Source organism: Aerococcus christensenii (assembly GCF_001543105.1).
In the GTDB taxonomy this organism is placed as follows: Bacteria; Bacillota; Bacilli; order Lactobacillales; family Aerococcaceae; genus Aerococcus; species Aerococcus christensenii.
Window position 1 is genome coordinate 985838 of the sequence record NZ_CP014159.1, and the last position, 21534, is coordinate 1007371.

Genomic DNA, 21534 nt, shown 5'->3' on the forward strand with positions numbered 1-21534 from the left:
GCAAAGACAGAGGAAAAAAGGAGGAATCTTGCTTCTATAAAAAAGGGCTCTATAAAGAGCCCTAAAAGGTGATGACTGCATTAAAATTGACAGGCACTTCTACCCGCAATGCGTCCGAAAGTGAAGATGTCTGAGAGAGAATTCCCACCTAAACGATTGTTTGCATGGATGCCACCGGCAACTTCGACACAAGCGAATAGTCCAGCAATAACTTGATCTTGACAATTCAAAACTTCTGCATTCGTATTAATTTTTAAACCACCCATGGTATGGTGAACAGCTGGTTTTCTAAGAGTAGCATAGAATGGAGCAACTTCAATCTTGAGATCGAAAGCATTCTTATGGAAGTCAGGATCTTCCCCTTGATCAACGTAGTGGTTATAAGTGTCTACCGTTTTTTTTAAGACAGCAGGGTTCTTGCCAAATCTTCAATGGTATCTGCACGGAAAAGAGCGCCTGAAGCAATTTGTTCTTCCGTTTTTTCTTGATTGGTGTTGTAAGCGGTCTTCTTAATTTCATCGTCAGCAATCAAGTAGAATAGACTGCCGTTAGCGATGGCAGCTTTGGAGATTTCATCGCGAGTTCCAAATTCATTTACGAAACGTTTCCTTTGTTGGTTCGCCATTAAGAAGTTAGCAGGAGGAACCTGTAAACCAGTGAAAAGTGCTCCTGTTTGAGGATCACAAGTTGGTAACATTTGAATCATACCCATGTCTACGAGATCTACGTTGACTTGTTGACCTAAACGAATCCCGTCCTCTGTAAGAGCAGGTGAATTAGAGGTCTTAATATCGTCATCAATTTTTTCCCAAAAGGTATTGTATTGTTGCAACATCTTAGTGTTGGCACCAAAACCACCTGTGGCAAGGACAACAGATTTCGCGTGAACGGTGATTGGTTCTCCCTTGATGCCGCCATACGCCCATTTTCATCCGTTAAAAGCTCAGTAGCACGTGCATCGAGGAGAATTTCGCCGCCGTTGTTCGTGACATATTTTTCTAGAGCACTAATAAAAGCGTATCCTTGGTCTGCTTTTGGTCTATGTTCACGTCTCCACACAGCACCTACTGGCATTTCAACAGTTCCTTTATCAAAATCAACCCCAATTTTTGCAAGCCAATGAACAGATTCTAGAGCATGGTCGGTTAATTCTTTCACTAAATCATAGTTACCGTAGACTTTGTTGCCATTAGGATCTGTTCTTTTTCCGCCTAAGTAGGTTTGAATACGGTGAAGTAAGGTGGAATCGAATAAGTAATTTTCACCTTGTTTTGTTTTTTCGAGATAAGTGTGAATTTCTTTTTTCAATTGACGGAAATCTTCAAGATATTCTGGATCAATTTCTTTTTCATCTGTAGCAGCGATATTTTCGAGGGTGTGCGCTTCACCTGCTAGAGCTGAGAATTCTTTTTGCCATTCTGGATCAGCCGCATTTATGGGGCCGCCTGTCCGAATAGTGTTGCCTCCTAGAGCAGGGAATTTCTCAAGTAAAATAACTTTTTTATTGTTTTGAAGAACAGTAGCTGCAGCTGCTAGACCAGCTCTGCCTCCCCCAATAACTACAACATCTGTGGTTAAATCTTTGGCTTCGTCTGCTTCTTTTTTAGGTTTTGGACGTTTTTTGAAGATTTCGGGATCTTCACCTGCTTCTCGGATAGCATCTGCTACTTCTTCAATAATTCCTAAACTTGAAATGGTGGCACCAGAAACAGTGTCCACATTCAGCGCTTGTCCTTCAATAATAGAAGACGGAACAGTGGTAAAGACAGGATAGGAAATGCCCTTACTTTCTTTACTAGAGTCCACGTCGATCTTTTCAATCCGATCTGAGGACAAGGTCACTGGCAAGGAGCCGTTGTGACCTTTCGCGCGAACATGATACGTGCCTGCTTGAAACATTTCTTTCATAATATCTACCTTCCCTTTATGTGCTTATTATATTATAAAAAGATAAAACTAAGCTGTAAATAATGAAAGCGCTCTCAACAACTTTGTGAAAAAGGTTAAGATATAAGGCAAAAATAAAGCAAAAAAATTGTAGATATATTTACAAAGAATTATTAAAAAAAGACTTAAATTTTATAAGAAAAGTGGTATATTAGTAACAATTTAAATAAAAAGAAGGGATGAGTGAGATGACAAGAAGAGTCGCTATTATTGGAATGGGAAATGTTGGCGCAGCTGTCGCCCATCAATTAATTATCGAAGGAAAAGTAGATGATTTGGTATTGATTGATAAGAATGAAAATAAAGTAAGAGCAGATGCGATTGATTTTGAGGATGCTTTAACCCATTTGCCTTACCATGTGAATATCATCGTGAATGATTATGAACGATTAGGGGAGATGGATGTGATTATCTCTACCTTAGGAAATATGAAACTTATCGATCCTCAAAGGCCAGATCGTTTTGCAGAGCTTCGCCATAACAAGGAAGAAGTGGCTAAAGTGAGCGAAAAAATTAAACGTTCAGGTTTTAAGGGAATTCTTGTGGTCGTAACGAACCCTTGTGATGCGATTTGTATGCTTTATCAAGAAGGCACAGGACTTTCAAAGGAAAGAGTGATAGGAACAGGAACTTTACTCGATTCAGCTCGCTTGCATCGATCTTTAGGGAAATTTTTCAAGGTGCATCCTAAGTCTGTACAAGGTTACAGTTTAGGAGAACATGGAGATTCTCAATTTGTGGCATGGTCTAATGTTTCTGTTTTTGATCGAAATATATATGATTTATCTGAAGAGATGGCTGCCGATTTGGAAGCAATTGAAGAGGAGACGCGTCAGGGTGGACATACGGTATTTTTCGGAAAGCACTACACAAATTATGGAATTTCGGCAGCGGTTGTGAGATTAGTTTTAATCATACTTTCAGATGCCCATGAGGAGTTGCCGGTTTCAAATTATCGAGAAGAATACGGCACTTATCTTTCTTATCCTGCAATTGTGGGAAGACAAGGAATTATAAAACAATGTCAGTTAAAATTAACCGATGAGGAGTTAGAAAAGTTAAAACGTTCTGCAGAAACGATTCTTGCAAAAGCGAATTATTCAGAGTAAAAAAGCATAAATAAAGCAGCAGAGTATTTTTGAAACCTGCTGCTTTATTTTGATTTAATGATAGTCTTTAAAGTAACTTATAGAATTTTGAGGGGAAAGCTGACGAAGGTCATTTCTAGTTTCTTTAGGGAGGGACCCACCGTAATCCATAAATTCGACTAAATCTTTAAAGGCTTTTTCAGGAATTGCTAAGTCTTTTAGCCGTTCCGAACGGTAAGAAAGGTCGAGCTGATCTTCTTCCCCACGTTCTAGTTTGTCAACAAAGTCTGGTTCCATTACAAATACAGAAGATAATCCCACCATATCTGCATTTTGTAGAGCTTCTAGGGCCTTATCAGGGGTGTTAATGCCGCCGGTTGCGATCAGAGGAACTCGACCATTAAGATGATCTTTGACAATACGGTTGACGTATTCTCCTTTATATTTTCCGCCTCTTGCCTTATCTAAGTAAATGTCGTGCCCCCAAGAAGCACTGGCGTAGTATTGAATATCTGCTACATCAAGTAATCGATCAAAGTAATCGTTGAATTCATCGACGGTGTACCCCACTTGCATGCCTCTTCTTTCTTCTGGGGTTCCTCTAAACCCGAGAATGAAATGTGTAGCGTGACAAGCATCAATCATTTTTTGGATAGCTTGGGTAGCTTTTACTCCAAATCTTGCACGGTTTTCTAAGGTTTGTGGTCCGTACTGGTCGGTTCGCTTATTCGAAAAAGGAGAGAAGAATTGTTGAGGAAGTAAACGTTGGGCATTAGAAATTTCTACTCCATCAAATCCGGCTTCAATAGCTCGTCGGGTAGCTTGTGCGTATTGTTCTACAACGTGTTTAATTTTTCGCTCACTCATAGGTAGGACATCATGCTCCACTGGAGATTGGAGATGCATGTAGGAAGGCCCATAAACGACGTGATAGTCTTTTAAGGTAGCTTTTGCGAAACGTCCAGCATGAGTTAATTGAAGAATAGCTTTGGCTCCATTTTGTTTCATGGCGTTAGCCAGTTTAGAGAGTCCTTCGATAAATCGGTCATCACGGACACTTGGGCCATATTCAAAGAGTTGACCATAATCCTCGATGTAAGCTGCAGTAGTGACTTGGAGAGGGGCAGAGTGACTTCTCCTTTTAGCGTAGGCAATATCTTCTTCACTGACAAATCCTTCGAGACTAGAAGAATTTGTCGTTAGAGGGTTGAGGGAGAAGCGATTAGCAAGCTCAATGCCATTGGGTAACCGAATAGGTTGGAACAAGGGTTGATATTTTTGTGTGGTTTGTGCATTCATATAAATCTCCTATCTTTATCAATTAAAAAGTCTTTTTCTTTTATTGTAAGCTCTAATAGAAAAAAATCAATTCAGAGAAGGCTGAGGAAGGTTATAAAAGTTTTATTCTCACCTTAAAAATGATAGTATAAGAAGGAAGAGGTTAGGGATTAGACGGGAGGATAAAATGATAGATTATAGTGTGTTAGATTATGCGATTATTGATGAAGGAGAAACGGCTCAACAAGCCTTAGGGCATACGATTGAAATGGCCCAATTAGCAGAGGAGTTAGGCTATAAGAGATTTTGGATAGCAGAGCACCACAATTTACCCGCTTTCGCTTCGGCCAGTCCAGAAATTATTATGGGGGAAGTGCTGAATAAGACCCAGCATATTAAAGTCGGGTCAGGAGGCGTGATGGTTGTTCATTATAGTCCCTATAAAGTAGCAGAAATTTTTAAAACGTTAGCGGCTTATCACCCAGGACGAGTTGATTTAGGCTTGGGCAATAATCAAGGAACTGCGGTAGTTCATAAGGCTTTGGATACCAAAGATAAAACTTCTTATGAAGAAAAGTTAGCAGATGTTTATGACTATCTAACGGATAAGTTAACTGAAGAAGGCTCACCAAGTAAAGAAAAGACCTGTTCAGCTATTTTACACTGTAATCCCAAAATTACAGAGGTTCCGGAAATGTGGGTACTCTCTAATTCTGTGAAACGAGCTAAAATTACGGCAGAGTTAGGCTTAGGGTATGTCTATGGGATTTTCCCTCAAGCTCAAGAAAAAGCCTTAGAGATTGGCCGCCAAGCAGCAGAGGCCTATCGAAAATATTTTAAACCTTCAAAAGCTCTGCCAGAACCACATGTCATTTTTGCGGCTTTTGTTGCGATTGATGATGAAGAACAAAGGGCTAAAGAATTAACTAAGATTTTGGATTTGTGGTTAATGGGAAAAGATCAGTTTTCTTATTATAAACATTTCCCAACGCTTAAAGAAACTCGACAAACCACGATCAGCGCAAAGGAAGCAGTTGTTATTTCTCAGAACAAACATCGGATGATAACTGGGACTAAAGAAGAAGTAAAAGAGCAGCTTCAAAAATGGTGTCAAGGGATGCAGGTGGATGAAGTGCTCTTAATGCCTTTAATGCCCGGAGTTGAACAAAGAAAGAAAAGCCTGAAACTTTTGGCAGAATGTTGTCAAGAAATTCAGTTATAAATTCTAATTAAAAAGAAGGGCTGTTTAATTTAAAAGAATATGTTACAATGGAGTGAAAGCTATTAAAAGAAGTGAGGAATGATTTTATGATAAAACGTGGGAATTACCTATTTGTTGAAAAGGAAGGCGATACTTACACACTTTCTATGACACCAGAGTTACAAGATGATATCGGAACTGTGGGTTTTGTGGAATTTGCAGCTGAAGATTCTCTTCAAAAAGATGCTCCTATTTTGAACCTTGAAGCCTCCAAAACTGTTATGGAAATTCAATCCCCTATCTCAGGAAAAGTGGTTGAACGTAATAAAGCCGTAGAAGATAAGCCAGCACTTTTGAATTCTGAAAAAGCTGAAGAAAATTGGATTGTTCGTTTAACAGATGTTAACGAAGCAGATTTTGACGCATTAGAAGAAGCTTAAGACATTCTATGTGGAAAAGACTTGTCTTTTTCACATAGATTTTTTTGATTTTGAAGGCTATACGAAGAGGAAAAGAAATGGAAGAAAAAGCTAAAACGCTACTTAAAGAAATGATTAGGTATCTCTTAGAAGAAAAGGGCGAAGAAGTTTCTTTTCAAGAAGACGGTTTATTGGATCAATGGCGGGGGTTAATCAATCAAAGACCCGCTTCTGCTATTGATCCAGTTTATCTTCAATTAGAAGATCAATTCTTGCCGATATGGAACCAAGCGGGAAGAGTGAAGGTCCCTTTAAGTAAGATCTCTTTAAAAAAAGAAAATTTGTATCTTTTTAAAGGAGATATCACTAATTTAGAGGTCGATGCGATTGTCAATGCCGCTAATTCGAAATTATTAGGCTGCTTCATTCCTAATCACCAGTGTATTGATAATTGGATTCAAACACGAGCAGGCGTACGCATGCGTTTGGAGTTAGCTGATCAGATGGCGAAACAGGGTCATGCAGAAGCCATCGGTAAAGTGAAATGGACGTTAGGCTATCATTTGCCCGCTCAAAAAGTTTTTCATACGGTAGGCCCTCACGTGGATAAGCTTCCTGTGAGTGGATTAAGGCAAGACCTCCTAAAGAAATGTTATTTATCTTGTTTAGAAGAAGCAGATAAACAAAGGATAAAGACAATAGCCTTTCCTTGTTTGTCTACAGGAGAATTTCATTTTCCTAAAGACTTAGCTGGACAAATTGCTTACCGGACTGTGAGAGATTATCTCGAAAAAAATCAATCTTCTCTTCGAGTCATATTCAATGTCTTTACATCAAAAGATGAAGAAATTTATCATCGCTTATTAGAAGATCACGTGAAATAGGAAAGGAAGTTATTATGGAAGAACCATCTCTTTGGCGTGCTATGCAATTATCGGCTGATAAGGAAGCTGATTTTTTACGAACGGCTTTAGAAGAAGCCGAAGCGATTGTAGTTGGTATTGGCGCAGGAATGTCTGCAGCTGATGGATTTACCTATATTGGATCGCGCTTTGAAAAAGCTTTTCCTGACTTTATTAAAAAATATCATCTCTTGGACATGCTGCAGGCTTTTTTATATGATTATCCTACCTGGGAAGAATACTGGGCATTTGCGAGTCGCTTTGCTATTATGAACGGTATTGAGCAAGAAGCTGGTAAGTCTTATCAACACCTGAATCAATTTTTGCAAGGGAAAAATTATTATGTGATCACCACAAATGCAGATAATTCTTTTCCGAAGGCAGGTTTCTCAGAAGATAAAGTTCATTACTATCAAGGCAAATATGTGTTGATGCAATGTAGCAAGCACTGTCATCCAAAGACTTATCGAAAGGATGACCTACTTTATCAAATGCGCGATCAACAAAAAGACATGAAGATCCCTAGTGAACTCGTGCCTCGTTGTCCGGTGTGTTCTGAACCTTTAGAAGTAAATAAACGAACTGCTGAAAATGGTATGGTAGAAGATGCAGACTGGCATCGTCATCAAGCAGATTATGAGGCGTTCATTCAAGCCAATAAAGGTAAGAAAATCCTTTACTTAGAAATTGGGGTAGGGAATACGACCCCTCAATTTATACGGGAACCTTTCCAAGAATGGACAGCAGAAAATCCAAAAGCCCTATATGTGATGATGAATCAGAAACCTTACCATATTCCAAAGGATATTCGCTCCCAGAGTCGTCGATTAAAAGAGAATTTAGCGGATGTGATTCAAGCCTTGTAAATGAAACAGCTCGTCTTCCTTTAGAGAGAAGGCGAGCTGTTTTAAAAGAGAAAATTCTAAAATAATTTGTGTGTTAATGAAGTGAGGACTTTTTTTCTAGAAGATGAGATGCGATATCTTTTAGAGAACTAGCAAAGATATAGTGATCGAACTCTTCTTGAGGGATTAATCCAGCTTCACACATGGTTTTTAGAGTGGTTTTTAATGGGTCATAGAAATGATCAAGATTATAAATGATAATTGGAGTAGTAGCGTGGTGGAGTCGTTTCCATACTAAAGCATCGAAAAGTTCTTCCATTGTTCCAATCCCTCCTGGAAAGACAATCATAACATCTGGACTTTCGATGAGTTTAGCTTTTCTTTCATCCATTGTTTTTAAAACGTGGAGTTCACTCAAATGTTGATGAGGCTTTTCGCGGTGAACAAGGATTTCGGGAATATAGCCGATAACATAAGCGCCGTTTTCTAAGGCGCTGTTTGCTAAAACGCCCATCAAACCTGTCTTAGCTCCTCCATAGATTAATTGATGATTATTTTGACCGATCCATTGGCCGAGTTCTTGGATAGCGGTTTTAAAATTCAATTTTTTCCCAGAATTTGCACCGCAAAAAACAGTAATTTTCATGACATAATGTCTCCTTTTTGACAATAAATTGATATAAAATATTTTGAATTTAAAGAATTGAAAATCCAGTCCTTTAGTGAAGAAAAAAGTCTAAAAAGTGATGCGACTTTGAAAAACGGACTTTGACAAAAAAGTTTAAAAACGCTACAATAACTATATGATGATAACTCCTATTTAAAGGAAATGTGACCAGATTCACAGTTCGTCATCATGATTACTAACCCCTTAAAAACAGGTTGGCCTTATGACCAGCCTGTTTTTAATTTGTGTTAAAAGGTTGGAGACTATTCATCATAACCATGAGGGCTAGATTCTTGCCAATGCCAGGAATCTCTACACATGTCGTCTAATGTTTTTTCTGTTTGCCAACCGAGTAATTCTTTGGCGTAAGAAGGATCTGCATAGCAGGAAGCCACATCTCCTGGACGTCTAGGATCAATCACATAAGGAAGGGAAAGATGGTTAACTTTTTCAAAAGTTTGAACTAAATCGAGAACGGAGTAACCTTGCCCCGTTCCTAAATTAATAGTTTCTAATCCTTCATGTTCTTCAGCATATCGAATAGCGGCCACGTGACCTTTGGCGAGATCTACGACATGAAGATAATCGCGAACACCGGTCCCATCAGGAGTATCGTAATCATTCCCAAAGATATGGAGTTTTTCTAATTTACCGATGGCTACTTGGGTAATATATGGCATTAAGTTGTTTGGAATACCTTGAGGATCCTCGCCGATCAATCCGCTTTCATGGGCACCAATTGGATTAAAGTAACGCAATATGGTGATTGACCAATTAGGATGGGCTTTGGAAGTATCCTTTAGAATTCGTTCTCCCATTAACTTGGTATAGCCATAAGGATTCGTAACTTGACCAGTTGACATTTTTTCAGAGAGAGGAGAAGGATTCTCTGTTCCATATACTGTTGCGCTTGAAGAGTAAACAATACGCTGGACCTTATGTTTATTCATGGCTTTAAGAATGGATAATAATCCGCCTAAGTTATTAGAATAATATTTAATAGGTTTTTGAACAGATTCGCCGACCGCTTTAAAGGCAGCATAATGAATGATAGCTTCAATCGTTTCTGTTTGAAAAATATGGTCAAGCTTTTCTTCGTCCAGAATATTCACTTGATAGAAACGTGGACGTGTGCCAGTAATTTTTTCGATGCGATCAATAACGGTTGCCTTACTATTAGAAAGATCATCAACAATAACGACATCATAACCAGCTTGAATTAATTCAACAGTTGTATGGGAACCGATATATCCCGCTCCACCAGTAACTAATATGGACATAATTTTCTCCTTTTTTCTTTGCGTTTATCTTTGCGTTTAATTAATTGTATTATATCATCGAAAAGGAGAAAGAAATTGAAAAAATTCGTTAAACATTATTAAAAGCGCTTTCACAAAAATTGTTCTTCTTGGAAATATTTTGTATACTTAATAAAGAAGAGTTTTTTTAACAATGAAAATAAAAATAGGGCGATAAAAAAATTGGTGATAAATTTTTTATAAAACATTGTGAAGTATTCACCTTTTCTGTATAATAAGAATTGTGAAAATATGTTTATTTAGGAGGCGAAATTATGGGAAAAGCGGTTAGTGACTTGACGCTTGATGAAAAACATTTTGCTAGGCAGCAAGCGAGCGCGAAAGCCTCCGACGTTTTGCTAAAAATACGTCGAGAAAGGGGCTTATCCCAAGCACAGTTAGCAGAAGTTTCAGGACGAAAGCAGAGTTATATTTCGAGAGTAGAATCTCGTCAACAAAATATAAGTTTGGGGACTTTACAAGAAATTGTAAACTCTGTCGGAGCCGAGTTAATTATAGATGTTGATCTGCATTAAGTAAGCAAATCAAAGAGACAAAAGTAACTATTGAGGAAAATTTTCCTTGATAGTTATTTTTGTCACAAGGGGAATGATAGCTTATGCAAAATTGTCAAAAGGATCTTAAACTATGTGTGGAAAAAAATATAAACCAGAAAAGTTAATTGATCTTTCAGATTATGCTAAAGTTAGTTATTATTACAAAGAGGCAAAAGAATCTGAAGGATATTTCGTTAATTTTTGTAATCAAAGTTTATTGATTTTTGAATGCAAAGGAACTTTAGAGACAGTAACTAGACAGAAAGCTATTATTTTAACGGATAAGGGAGATTTTATACAAACCGGTGAGAAATTGGAAAAGCTACTGTCTCTTGCGGTCACCAATTCTGTAAATAGTTTAAATATGAAAGAGGATGTTAAAAAACATATTCCGTTAATCATTGATAAAGGTTTGTTTGTTTATTTTAATCATAAAAGGAATCCTGTAAGGGCTTATGTCAATATATCTTTATTTCGAGATATTATTCCTCGAAATAACCAAGTTGTTTTAGTTTCATTAAGTGAATTGAAGCTAGTTTTAAAGTCTTCTTATTCTTCGATGATGAAGAGTTTGAATAAAGCCTATATTCCGTTGGTGTTACTTTATGATTTAATTCGAAGTAATCCTTTAGTAAAAGACCCTTTAATTCGAGAAAAAACGTTATTTGAGCATGTTCTTTATTATGGAAGACAGTCTAAAGTAATTTCTCCAGAGGATGTTCGTGAAGAATTGAAGAAGATTTATCGCAAATTGATATCTTTTGAGTAAAAATCTATAAAAAGGAGACAAAGCAATGAAGAATGGACCGATTAAACTGAGTGAGTTAGCTTCTCAGGGAGAGAAACAGCAAAAGCCAGTCAAAAAAAATATGAAAGGGACGGTCCAAGGAGAAGGTAGAGCGGATGCATTTACTGGACGTGTGATTAGTGAGATTGAAGTTCAACAAAGACATAAAAAGAGATATAATCTTTATGTGAATGAGCGCTTCTTTTTGGGCATTAGTGAGGAGACTCTCGTTCATTTTGGCTTATATAAAGGGATGGATTTGACAGAAGAGCAGTTGTTGGCTATTCGTAACAAGGAATTAGAAAATCGAGCGTATCAAGTGGCTCTGGTGTATTTGTCTCATAGCTTACGTTCCAAAAAGCAAATTGAAGAACGACTTGAAAAGGAAGAAACTGAGCCGGAATACATTGAACGAACCTTACACCGATTAGAAGAATTGGGATTGGTGGATGATGTTTCTTTTGGTGCTTCTTATGTTCGCACGCAAGCTTTGATTAGTCGAAAAGGCCCCGAATTTATACAGAAAGAATTGAAAAAGAAAGGACTCACAGAAGAAAATATTCGCAAGGCTTTAGAAGAATATCCAAGACAGCAGCAATTAGAGAATTGCCGTTATTTAGCAGATAAGAAATGGTTTGCTAATCAAAAGCGATATTCTTTTCGGAAAAATCAAGAAAAAACGTGGTTCTATTTATATAGTAAGGGCTTTGAAAAAGAAATGATTCAAGCAGTAATTAGTGAATATAAAGAAGAAGTCGGGAGTAATCAGGCGACTTTGAAGAAAGAGCTAGAAAAGTATTGGCGAAAGTATCGTTATTTAGATAAAAAGCAGAAAATTTATAAAGTAAAATGTGCGCTCTATCGAAAAGGTTTTGAGAGTGATGAAATTAATAATTGCCTAGATCAAAGGCAAGAAGAGGAGGAATTAGGTGACTGCGATTAATCAAGATTTTTCTCTAAAAGGCTGGTTAGGGAAATCAGCAATTGAAGACATTGGGCCAAACATTGAAGGGGTAGAGGTCTGGGGCCCTAAGACGGTTCAAGCATTTCGCAAGCAACTCTTGGCCTGGTATGATCAAGAAAAAAGAGATCTTCCCTGGCGAAAAGAAAAAGATCCATATGCCATATGGGTATCAGAAATTATGCTTCAGCAAACGCAGGTGAATACAGTAATTCCCTATTATCACAAATTTATGCGGCAATTCCCTCATGTCCAAGCTCTTAGTCAAGCGAGTGATGATGATCTTTTAAAAGTATGGCAAGGTTTAGGCTATTATTCACGTGTTAAGAATATGAGACAGGCTGCCCAACAAGTGATGGAGGAATACGGAGGAAAATTTCCAAAGACACAAGCGGAGTTAAAAAAGTTAAAGGGGATTGGACCTTATACCTCTGGGGCAATTGCTTCGATTGCGTTTAATGAAGCGGTCCCTGCGATAGATGGAAATGCTATGCGGGTGTTTAGTCGCTTATTTGCGATTAATGCAGATATTAGTAAGGCTAGAAATCAACGGATTTTTAAAGCAGTGATCGCTTATGTGTTAGATCCCAAACGCCCAGGAGATTTTAATCAAGCTTTGATGGATTTAGGTTCTTCTTATGAATTGCCTAAGCAACCTTCAGATCCAGAAAGCCCGATTAGGAATTTTAATCTGTCTTATCTTACAAATACCAGTCAAAATTATCCTGTTAAGCAGTCTAAAATAAAAACAAAGACTATCTCGTTGAATGCGCTGTTGGTTCGTAATGAACGGGGACAATTTCTCATCCAGAAAAGGCCAAGCAAGGGCTTATTGGCTAATTTATGGACTGTTCCCCTTTTTGAACAAACCACGCAGGATAAGCCATCTTATGAGAATTTGGTTGAAGAAACGCAGGAAATTTATCACTTTCATCCTATTGTTATGAAGACACCTATTGGTCATGTTAAACATGTTTTTTCGCATCGTATTTGGGAGATTGATCTCTATTTTGCTGAACTTTCTTGGACGAAAACGGAGCTAACGGAAGTTGAAAAGACAGACTGGCTTTATTTACATGATCTTGATCAACATGCTTTTCCGACGGTTCAAATGAAAATTTGGAAAGCTCTTTATGATTATTTGAAGAATGATGAATAACAAACTAAAATGGCTCTTTTTGAGGGGCCATTTTAGTTTGGTTAAGTTTTATTTGATATGCACAATTTCTTATTTATAAGATAGACATTTGTATAATTTTTGCTAAAATAGGGAAAACAAATTGATTTGAAGGGAAGTTTGCTATGACGAAAGCATTAACTGATACTGTGACTTTACGCCATGGAGCGAGGATAAAAGGACGAATTGTACAACCCCCTATGTTGACAAATAGTGGATTAAGTGGTGGATTTGTGAGTCAAGATACGCTAAATTACTATACAACACGTTCAGAATCAGCAGGAATGGTTATTGTAGAATATTGTTACGTGATTAAAGATGGAGGCCCTTCTCATACTTGGGCAGCTAATAAAGAACAACTAAGTGTGCAAAGTGATGAACATATTGAAGGACTTCGTAAAATTGCTCAGTCTCTTCAATCTAAAGGCAATAAAGCTATTCTACAAATCAATCACTCAGGGAGAGAATCGAACTTTCCAGCTAGACATGGCGGAAGAGCTTTAGCCCCAAGTGCTATTGATTTTAGTTTCTTAGATTATCCTGTTGAAGAAATTACTGAAGAAGAAATTTATAAAGTTATTGAAGCTTTTGGTTTGGCTACAAGACGCGCTATTCAAGCTGGATTTGATGGTGTAGAAATCCACGGCGCTAACCATTACCTTCACCAACAATTTTTCTCTAAATGGTCGAATCAGCGCCAAGATAAGTGGGGAGGTTCTTATGAAAATCGTACTCGCTTTATTAGAGAAGTAAATGATCAAGTGTTTAAAGTAATTCGTGAAGAGGCTCCTAAAGATTTTATCGTTGGCTACCGAATTAGTCCAGAAGAAATTCATGGAGTGAATGTGGGATACACTTATCAAGATTCTACACGTCTCGTGGAAGATCTTGGTAAACATTATGATTTTGATTATATTCATATCTCTAATTTAAATTATAAAAATAAACCAGCTGGGCAAAGTTCTACATATGCTCAACTTTATCGGCAGGTCCTTCCTGATGATGTTAAAATTATTGTAGTAGGTGGAATCACTAATGAAGAAAAGGCCAAGGATGCTTTGAATTATGCTGATTTTGCTGCAGTAGGGCGTGGCACTTTAATTGATCCACAATTTGGTAAGAAAATTATGGAAGGTCGCGGAAATGAGATTGTGACTGAAATTTCGCCAGAGCAGGCGGAAATTTCTAAATTACCACCTGCCTTAATTACTCTTTTTTCTGATGAGAAAATGCCCCTTCAAATGCCGGGGAGAGAATCTTTATTCCATTTACATGGTCAAGATAAAGAATATTACCGAGAAGGTTACTAAATTTTGAAGGAAGAATATAACAAAAAACGTTGTTAGTAAAAACTAACAACGTTTTTTGTTACAAAGTTAATAGTTTTGATAGAGAACAGATCATCACAGTCGGAGGATGATTACGATTTTTTACGCATTCTTTTGTTATAGCGTCTACGGCGATTACGTTTTGCTTGAGTGAGTTGGCAATAACGCGAAAACCATAATTTAACATAAGCCTTTGAAAAAGGCCCCTTGCCCTCTTCGATCCAACGAACAAGTTCTTTAAGATGACTTTTGATGATAACATCTAGCTCTTTAGAATAATGCATGTAGGCACCGTGTTCGAGATATTCATCGATATCAAGTAATTTTTTTTCACCGTTAGGGAAAATCTTTATATCTAAGTCATAGTCGATATACTTTAATCCTTCTTCATCGATGACATAAGGGGAAGCAAGGTTGCTATAATAAGACACCCCATTCGATCGAATCATAGTAACGATATTGAACCAATATTTTTTATGGAAATATAGCAAAGCGGGTTCACGCGTTACCCAACGCCGACCATCAGATTCAGTGACGAGAGTATGATCATTGCAAGCGATGATACTTTGATCATTTGTTTTAAGGACCATGCAATCTCTCCACGTTCGATGGAGTGAACCATCGTGTTTATAACTTTTGACTGTGATGAACTCTCCTTCTTTCGGATGATACATCACATGACCTACTTTCTACACTCAGGTATTAAAAACCAAAGTCAGAACTAGTATAACATAGTCACTAAAGCGAGTGTATAGGTAAAATAAATTTTTCTCGTTTTCTCTTTAGGATCATGTTACAATCAAAGGAAGAATAGGGAGGCGGTTGTGAGAGATGAATGCATCTAGTCAGCAGCAAAAGAAGATAGCCTTGATAGCTACTTTAGTCACTTTAATTTTGGTGAGTGTGACATACTATGTTGGTCAAGTCAAAGGAAAAGAAACGTGGAGAAATGATCAAGCACAATTAGCGGAGAAACAAGAAGATAAAAGTCCGCTGACTTTTGAGCAAACCCGTCAAAAAGCAAAAGTGAGTGATTATTTAGCTTATCTGAAAGCACAAGGGCAAATACCTAAAGTCACGTTTGTAAATACAAAAAGTAAAATGTTAGAAGGAATGACTCAAAGCTTAAATCAATTCAAGAAGGAAGATTTGAAAGATTTAGTGGTAAAGGTGGATGATCTTAAAAATTACAATAGTAAAGATCTATTGGCCAGTTCTTGGATTAAGAATTTTCCTAAAGAGAAATCACATTTGTTGGTACTCCCTCTACCCACTGTAGATGATTATCATGATGGCATTTCGATGGAAGACTCTGTCGAAATTTTGGAACATATCTATGCTCAGATTCGGGTAGATAGTCCAGAGACGAATATTTTATTTGTTCATTTGCCGAGTTTAACGCAGGCAGATCATTCAGATGAGAAATATGGAGAGTATGTCAACAAAGTTTCGGAGGCTTTGAAAAATAAAGGGTATAATGTTTTGGATATTAGTCAAAACTTTGAAAGAGCAGCAAAAGAAGCTAAAGGAGATCTCTATGAAGCTGAAGGCACTTTTACTGATAAAGGCTTACAAGTTTTGAAATCAGAGTTTGAAAAAGCTTTGTTAGAACAAGAATTTGATTTTAGTCGAGGTTATAAGGGAGATAATGAAGACTGTCAACAATTAGAAGAAAAATTGGCTCAAAAGAAAGCAGAGGAAGAATCACGAAAAGCGGAGCAAGCGTCTGCTCAAGAAGCAGAGAAAGAAAAACAGCAAGCAGTTCGTCAGTCTCAGGAATCTGCAGTATCTCGCCAACCTTTGCAATCCCAAGCCCAAGCGGCGCCATCTCCTAATGGAATTTATTCACCCAACAGAGGGGGAGCGGTGTATCAGCATCCTGTACCTGTTAATCCGCCAACAGGTGCCCAAAGCATTGGAGGACAATCGGCCCCGGTAAGACAACGATAAATCGGATAGCATTCATTCAAGAGTGGAACTCTTTAAGAAAAAATGGACATTATCCATAAAAGATAGAAAAGCAGCTAAGAGGCTAATCTCTGTAGCTGCTTTTTGTTTATTCAATATTTGCCTTTATGATTGGGAGTGAAGTTTATCTTCTAGAGCATAGTGTTGACGATCTTCGTCGTGATAAGTATGGTAGGAACGAACCAGTGTATTTAAATGAATTAAGGAATTTTCTACTTCAATCATAGCCCCAGATAAAAGAATCAGCGCATTACTTTTTTCTAACTGAAGGCGGACAGCTTCAGGCTCATCGGTTTGTATGATTGTAATTTCTTCTAGAATTTCATCCATTAATTCATTGCGTCGCGCTTTCGTTGGTTGAAAGAAATTAACTTCTGAAGGCGAGATACGCCCGTCGAATTTAAGGAAAATTTGTTCATGAGCGGCACAAAGTGTTTCGATCCGTTCTCGAATAGAAGCTCTTAAGTGATCATCGAGGACAAAAAGAACATTGGTGTGGGTATGAATGATATAGAGAAGGTTTGTAATATCTTTAAGGGCTTGAATAAAGCTTCGATAAACGACAAGTTGTCGCTTGCGGGCAATGACGTGGTCAGGAAGCCAGATAGGTTCTTCTTTAGTCAGAAGAAAGCGCTCATTGATTCCATTAATCTTTTTATAGGTCCATTCCAAATCTGAAGTTAAGGAAGAATATTCACCATTTTTTCTAAGGATGGCACGTAAGCGTATGAGAATTTCAGAAGAAGTCGATGTAATCTCCTGATAAAGGACATTATCATACTTAGGAGGCATGATGAACGCATTAACAGCGATCGCTATGGCAACACCTAAAATGTTTTCAAATACACGAAAGGTCGAAACAAAAATTAATTCTTCGATACCACTGACTTGCCTTAACATAATAATGACGACAGTAATGGCTGCTAATGAAATCACTTCTTGAAGTTTTAAAGCGTTCATAATAGCGATAAAAATGATGACGGTTAAGCCTACCACAATGGCATTATTGCCAAAAAAGTAGTACATCACAACAGCAGTTAATCCACCAGAAAAAGCAGCGATTGCGCGTTTGAATAAGGTATCCCATGTCTTTCTAACGGATTGCTGGAGCCCTAAGATGACTACAAAGGTTGGCTGCATGACGTCTATATTGGGGAGTAAAGAGGAAATGAGCATTGCTAAGATAACTCCAATTCCTGTTTTTATGGTTCGTGCACCTAATTTCATGAAGATCTCCTTTTCATTAGTTGGTTTATTAATATCATACAGGCTAAAGGCCGTAAATGCTAACAAATTATGATAGAATAAGATAGAAAATGAACGTTAAGGGCTTTCTTTCAAGAAAGGGTGTGCAAAATGACAAATCCTGGTCAAATCTACCAAGAAGCTATTCATTATCTTCAACAACATAAGTTGCGATTGACACGTTCTCGTCGAAGAATACTCAAGTATTTAATTGCCAGTGAATGTCACCCAACGGCAGAAAGAGTCTATAAAGAACTTGTTCAAAAAGAGGAAGAAGTTTCTTTGGCAACTGTGTATAATACTTTGAATCAATTGGCATCTATTGGTTTAGTTAAAGAAATTCGATTGCAAGATGGAAGCCGTCACTTTGATTTCTTTTTACAAGAGCACTACCACTTGATTTGTACTGAGTGTGGACAGATTGTTGATTGGTATGAAAGGGAACAACGATTGAAGGATGCGATTAATCAAATAGAAAATTCGGGGGATCGCTCTACAGATTTTCAATTGGAAGGTTATCGTATAGAGTTTTATGGAAAATGTGCGCATTGTGTGGATTCAAAAGAAAACCAGAGTTAAATGTTAACTCTGGTGATATAGAAATTAACTTTTGGCTTTTTGGCAGGCGGCAATAACTGCTTCAATCACTGCAGAACGTAAACCTTTATCTTCTGCTACACGTACACATTCAATAGATGTTCCAGCAGGCGAACACACATCATCTTTTAATTGCTCAGGATGGTTATGTGTCTCTATAACCATTTGAGCAGATCCAGCCACGGTTTGAGCAACTAAGGCAAGGGCTTGCTGACGAGGAAGTCCTTGCTGACAGGCTGCATCTGCCATCGCTTCAATAAACATATAAACCAATGTTGGACTAGAACCACTAACGCCGGTAATAGTATCCAATTGAGCTTCCGTGACTTGCTCAACGAGCCCCATTTCAGATAAAAGCTCTTTCGTAAGAGCTACTTCATCCGGACTAAGCGCTTCGTTAGGTGTAAATCCGATCACTCCTGCCTGGATAGCAACGGGAGTATTTGGCATCATCCGAACAATTTTATGACCCGTTGAAAGGAAAGAAGCAATAGAAGCAATAGAATATCCCGCGGCGGAACTAATGATTAAACTTTCTTTTTTAAGAGAAGGAGCGATTTCTTTGAGGACATCGTCCATATTATAAGGTTTAACAGTTACAAGCACGATGTCTGCATTTTCGACAGCTTTTAGGTTATTAGTAGAAGCCTCAATTCCATACCGTTCAGCCACTTCTTTAGCTGACACTTCTTCGTGTGTTGTGGCATAGAGATGTTTGGTGTCGACAAAATGGTTACTCAATAGGCCTTTTATAATAGATTGACCAATTTTACCAGCTCCGATAATAGCTATATTTTTCAAAATAAAACTCACTCCTTTGAAACATTTATTACATATCTATCATATCAGAAAGAGCCACTTATGCGATTAATAAATTTATTAAAAGCTTCCTTTTCGATTACAAAACTCTATGATAGGCGTCAAAAATTTATTATATGTGGCTTATTTTTTACTTTAGGAAAGAGGAATCTTCTTTTTTAGTTGGAGATAGCAATTACCAAGCGAATTATTTTTGTTTTTGCGGCAATTTTAGCAAAAGAGGTTCCTTCTCCATTTTGGGCCGTGATTGTTTTGAAAATTATTGTGGGATTTATGCTAAGAGAACTATATCTTCGAATGCATTTTTTGTAGTATGGAAGGATCATTAAAAGAATTTTTCTGGTGATTGATTTGGCAAAATCAAAAAAATAAAAAAATTTGTTGACAAGAAGATCAAATCTTGATATTCTAAATAGGCTGTTTCTGAGAGAGCGGCAAGATACTTATCAGTGTTTAGCTTGTAATGAAAATTACACGTCAAACAAAATAAAAAAAGTCCTTGACAAAGAAACGCCTAACACTGTATAATAGCTCTTGCTGGTTAATCGTTTAAGCGGTCCGAAACTGCTTAAACATGCAGCAAAAAAAGTTTTAAAAATATGTTGACATCTAAAATGAGATGTGATAACATAATTGGGTCGCTGTTAAACAGCAACTGAAAGATAGACCTTTGAAAACTGAACAAAGAAGACGAACCAAATGTGTAGGGATAGTTAGAAATAACTAAACCAACAATTCAAGCAATAAGTCTAGACTAGACTCAAACAAGTCAGCAAAAATGAGCTAAGAACAGTTCATGAATTCTTTCATGAGAGTTTGATCCTGGCTCAGGACGAACGCTGGCGGCGTGCCTAATACATGCAAGTCGAGCGAACAGAGAAAGTGCTTGCACTTTCAAAGTTAGCGGCGGACGGGTGAGTAACACGTAAGGAACCTACCGATAAGCGGGGGACAACATCCGGAAACGGGTGCTAATACCGCATAGGAAGTTTGTTCGCATGAACAAACTTAGAAAGATGGCTCTGCTATCACTTATCGATGGCCTTGCGGTGCATTAACTAGTTGGCGAGGTAACGGCTCACCAAGGTGATGATGCATAGCCGACCTGAGAGGGTAATCGGCCACATTGGGACTGAGACACGGCCCAAACTCCTACGGGAGGCAGCAGTAGGGAATCTTCCGCAATGGACGCAAGTCTGACGGAGCAACGCCGCGTGAGTGAAGAAGGTTTTCGGATCGTAAAACTCTGTTGTAAGAGAAGAACAAATTGTAGAGTAACTGCTACAGTCTTGACGGTATCTTACCAGAAAGCCACGGCTAACTACGTGCCAGCAGCCGCGGTAATACGTAGGTGGCAAGCGTTGTCCGGATTTATTGGGCGTAAAGGGGGCGCAGGCTGCTTCTTAAGTCTGATGTGAAAGTCCACGGCTTAACCGTGGAAGTGCATTGGAAACTGGGAAGCTTGAGTACAGAAGAGGAAAGTGGAACTCCATGTGTAGCGGTGGAATGCGTAGATATATGGAAGAACACCAGTGGCGAAAGCGACTTTCTGGTCTGTCACTGACGCTGAGGCCCGAAAGCGTGGGTAGCAAACAGGATTAGATACCCTGGTAGTCCACGCCGTAAACGATGAGCGCTAGGTGTTGGAGGGTTTCCACCCTTCAGTGCCGCAGCTAACGCATTAAGCGCTCCGCCTGGGGAGTACGACCGCAAGGTTGAAACTCAAAGGAATTGACGGGGACCCGCACAAGCGGTGGAGCATGTGGTTTAATTCGAAGCAACGCGAAGAACCTTACCAAGTCTTGACATCCTTTGACCACTCTGGAGATAGAGTTTTCCCTTCGGGGACAAAGTGACAGGTGGTGCATGGTTGTCGTCAGCTCGTGTCGTGAGATGTTGGGTTAAGTCCCGCAACGAGCGCAACCCCTATTGTTAGTTGCCAGCATTGAGTTGGGCACTCTAGCAAGACTGCCGGTGACAAACCGGAGGAAGGCGGGGATGACGTCAAATCATCATGCCCCTTATGACTTGGGCTACACACGTGCTACAATGGATGGTACAACGGGCAGCGAGCTCGCGAGAGTCAGCGAATCCCTTAAAGCCATTCTCAGTTCGGATTGTAGTCTGCAACTCGACTACATGAAGCCGGAATCGCTAGTAATCGCGGATCAGCACGCCGCGGTGAATACGTTCCCGGGTCTTGTACACACCGCCCGTCACACCACGAGAGTTTGTAACACCCGAAGTCGGTGAGGTAACCTTTTGGAGCCAGCCGCCGAAGGTGGGACAAGTGATTGGGGTGAAGTCGTAACAAGGTAGCCGTAGGAGAACCTGCGGCTGGATCACCTCCTTTCTAAGGATATTATGGAATACACATTGCGTTTTCTTTGTTTAGTTTTGAGAGGTCTAACTCTCAAATTTAACTTGTTCTTTGAAAACTGAATACTATA

The 21534-nt window shown here is 38.5% G+C and carries 18 protein-coding genes, 1 rRNA gene and 1 pseudogene; 13 read left to right on the forward strand and 7 right to left on the reverse strand.

Annotation, left to right across the window (positions count from 1 at the left end):
• Nucleotides 1–80: 80 nt before the first annotated feature.
• Nucleotides 81–1896 (reverse strand): annotated as a pseudogene (locus AWM71_RS07945) (FAD-dependent oxidoreductase); the annotation flags it as partial.
• A 239-nt stretch (nucleotides 1897–2135) separates the two neighbouring features.
• Here AWM71_RS07945 and AWM71_RS04715 point away from each other — a divergent pair.
• Nucleotides 2136–3056: an L-lactate dehydrogenase gene (locus tag AWM71_RS04715; RefSeq protein WP_060776879.1), complete on the forward strand. Its 921-nt coding sequence runs from the start codon at nucleotides 2136–2138 to the stop codon at nucleotides 3054–3056.
• Between the two features lie 54 nt (nucleotides 3057–3110).
• Here the strand turns inward: AWM71_RS04715 and AWM71_RS04720 are convergent, their stop codons facing one another.
• On the reverse strand, nucleotides 3111–4334 hold the full coding sequence (locus AWM71_RS04720; protein ID WP_060776880.1) for an NADH-dependent flavin oxidoreductase: 1224 nt from the start codon (nucleotides 4332–4334) through the stop codon (nucleotides 3111–3113).
• Between the two features lie 166 nt (nucleotides 4335–4500).
• On the opposite strand from AWM71_RS04720, the gene AWM71_RS04725 reads away from it, so the two are divergent.
• From AWM71_RS04725 to AWM71_RS04740, 4 genes are all read left to right on the forward strand, one after another.
• Nucleotides 4501–5535 (forward strand): MsnO8 family LLM class oxidoreductase, encoded by a 1035-nt coding sequence (locus tag AWM71_RS04725; protein WP_060776881.1) that lies wholly within the window; start codon nucleotides 4501–4503, stop codon nucleotides 5533–5535.
• Between the two features lie 86 nt (nucleotides 5536–5621).
• Nucleotides 5622–5954, forward strand: a complete 333-nt coding sequence (locus AWM71_RS04730; protein WP_060776882.1) for a glycine cleavage system H family protein — start codon at nucleotides 5622–5624, stop codon at nucleotides 5952–5954.
• Between the two features lie 77 nt (nucleotides 5955–6031).
• On the forward strand, nucleotides 6032–6817 hold the full coding sequence (locus tag AWM71_RS04735) for a protein-ADP-ribose hydrolase (protein ID WP_060776883.1): 786 nt from the start codon (nucleotides 6032–6034) through the stop codon (nucleotides 6815–6817).
• A gap of 14 nt (nucleotides 6818–6831) precedes the next feature.
• A complete protein-coding gene (locus AWM71_RS04740; protein ID WP_060776884.1) occupies nucleotides 6832–7701 on the forward strand; it encodes an SIR2 family NAD-dependent protein deacylase in 870 nt (289 codons plus the stop codon).
• A 73-nt stretch (nucleotides 7702–7774) separates the two neighbouring features.
• Here AWM71_RS04740 and AWM71_RS04745 read toward each other — a convergent pair whose 3' ends face one another.
• On the reverse strand, nucleotides 7775–8326 hold the full coding sequence (locus tag AWM71_RS04745; RefSeq protein ID WP_060776885.1) for an LOG family protein: 552 nt from the start codon (nucleotides 8324–8326) through the stop codon (nucleotides 7775–7777).
• A gap of 284 nt (nucleotides 8327–8610) precedes the next feature.
• Nucleotides 8611–9627, reverse strand: coding sequence for a UDP-glucose 4-epimerase GalE (gene galE, locus AWM71_RS04750; RefSeq protein ID WP_060776886.1), 1017 nt, complete (start codon nucleotides 9625–9627; stop codon nucleotides 8611–8613).
• A gap of 293 nt (nucleotides 9628–9920) precedes the next feature.
• Here galE and AWM71_RS04755 point away from each other — a divergent pair, with 293 nt between their 5' ends.
• From AWM71_RS04755 to AWM71_RS04775, 5 genes are all read left to right on the forward strand, one after another.
• Nucleotides 9921–10181, forward strand: a complete 261-nt coding sequence (locus AWM71_RS04755; protein WP_060776887.1) for a helix-turn-helix domain-containing protein — start codon at nucleotides 9921–9923, stop codon at nucleotides 10179–10181.
• A 112-nt stretch (nucleotides 10182–10293) separates the two neighbouring features.
• A complete protein-coding gene (locus AWM71_RS04760; protein ID WP_060776888.1) occupies nucleotides 10294–10971 on the forward strand; it encodes a hypothetical protein in 678 nt (225 codons plus the stop codon).
• Nucleotides 10972–10996: 25 nt separating this feature from the next.
• On the forward strand, nucleotides 10997–11932 hold the full coding sequence (locus tag AWM71_RS04765) for a RecX family transcriptional regulator (protein ID WP_060776889.1): 936 nt from the start codon (nucleotides 10997–10999) through the stop codon (nucleotides 11930–11932).
• Nucleotides 11919–13109, forward strand: coding sequence for an A/G-specific adenine glycosylase (gene mutY, locus AWM71_RS04770; protein ID WP_060776890.1), 1191 nt, complete (start codon nucleotides 11919–11921; stop codon nucleotides 13107–13109). The genes AWM71_RS04765 and mutY overlap by 14 nt, the downstream gene beginning before the upstream one ends.
• Before the next feature lie 143 nt (nucleotides 13110–13252).
• Nucleotides 13253–14437, forward strand: a complete 1185-nt coding sequence (locus AWM71_RS04775; RefSeq protein ID WP_060776891.1) for an oxidoreductase — start codon at nucleotides 13253–13255, stop codon at nucleotides 14435–14437.
• 110 nt (nucleotides 14438–14547) lie between these two features.
• Here the strand turns inward: AWM71_RS04775 and AWM71_RS04780 are convergent, their stop codons facing one another.
• Nucleotides 14548–15129, reverse strand: coding sequence for a DUF402 domain-containing protein (locus tag AWM71_RS04780; RefSeq protein WP_060776892.1), 582 nt, complete (start codon nucleotides 15127–15129; stop codon nucleotides 14548–14550).
• A gap of 157 nt (nucleotides 15130–15286) precedes the next feature.
• Between AWM71_RS04780 and AWM71_RS04785 the strand changes: the two genes are divergently transcribed.
• Nucleotides 15287–16405, forward strand: a complete 1119-nt coding sequence (locus AWM71_RS04785) for a hypothetical protein (RefSeq protein WP_060776893.1) — start codon at nucleotides 15287–15289, stop codon at nucleotides 16403–16405.
• A 123-nt stretch (nucleotides 16406–16528) separates the two neighbouring features.
• Here the strand turns inward: AWM71_RS04785 and AWM71_RS04790 are convergent, their stop codons facing one another.
• On the reverse strand, nucleotides 16529–17650 hold the full coding sequence (locus tag AWM71_RS04790) for an FUSC family protein (protein ID WP_060776894.1): 1122 nt from the start codon (nucleotides 17648–17650) through the stop codon (nucleotides 16529–16531).
• A 129-nt stretch (nucleotides 17651–17779) separates the two neighbouring features.
• Between AWM71_RS04790 and AWM71_RS04795 the strand changes: the two genes are divergently transcribed.
• Nucleotides 17780–18247 (forward strand): Fur family transcriptional regulator, encoded by a 468-nt coding sequence (locus AWM71_RS04795; RefSeq protein ID WP_060776895.1) that lies wholly within the window; start codon nucleotides 17780–17782, stop codon nucleotides 18245–18247.
• 24 nt (nucleotides 18248–18271) lie between these two features.
• On the opposite strand, the gene proC is transcribed toward AWM71_RS04795, so the two are convergent.
• The gene (gene proC / locus AWM71_RS04800) at nucleotides 18272–19066 is read right to left on the reverse strand and encodes a pyrroline-5-carboxylate reductase (RefSeq protein ID WP_060776896.1); all 795 of its coding nucleotides are present in this window, start codon (nucleotides 19064–19066) and stop codon (nucleotides 18272–18274) included.
• A gap of 822 nt (nucleotides 19067–19888) precedes the next feature.
• On the opposite strand from proC, the gene AWM71_RS04805 reads away from it, so the two are divergent.
• A 16S ribosomal RNA gene (locus AWM71_RS04805) occupies nucleotides 19889–21437 on the forward strand.
• Nucleotides 21438–21534 lie beyond the last annotated feature (97 nt).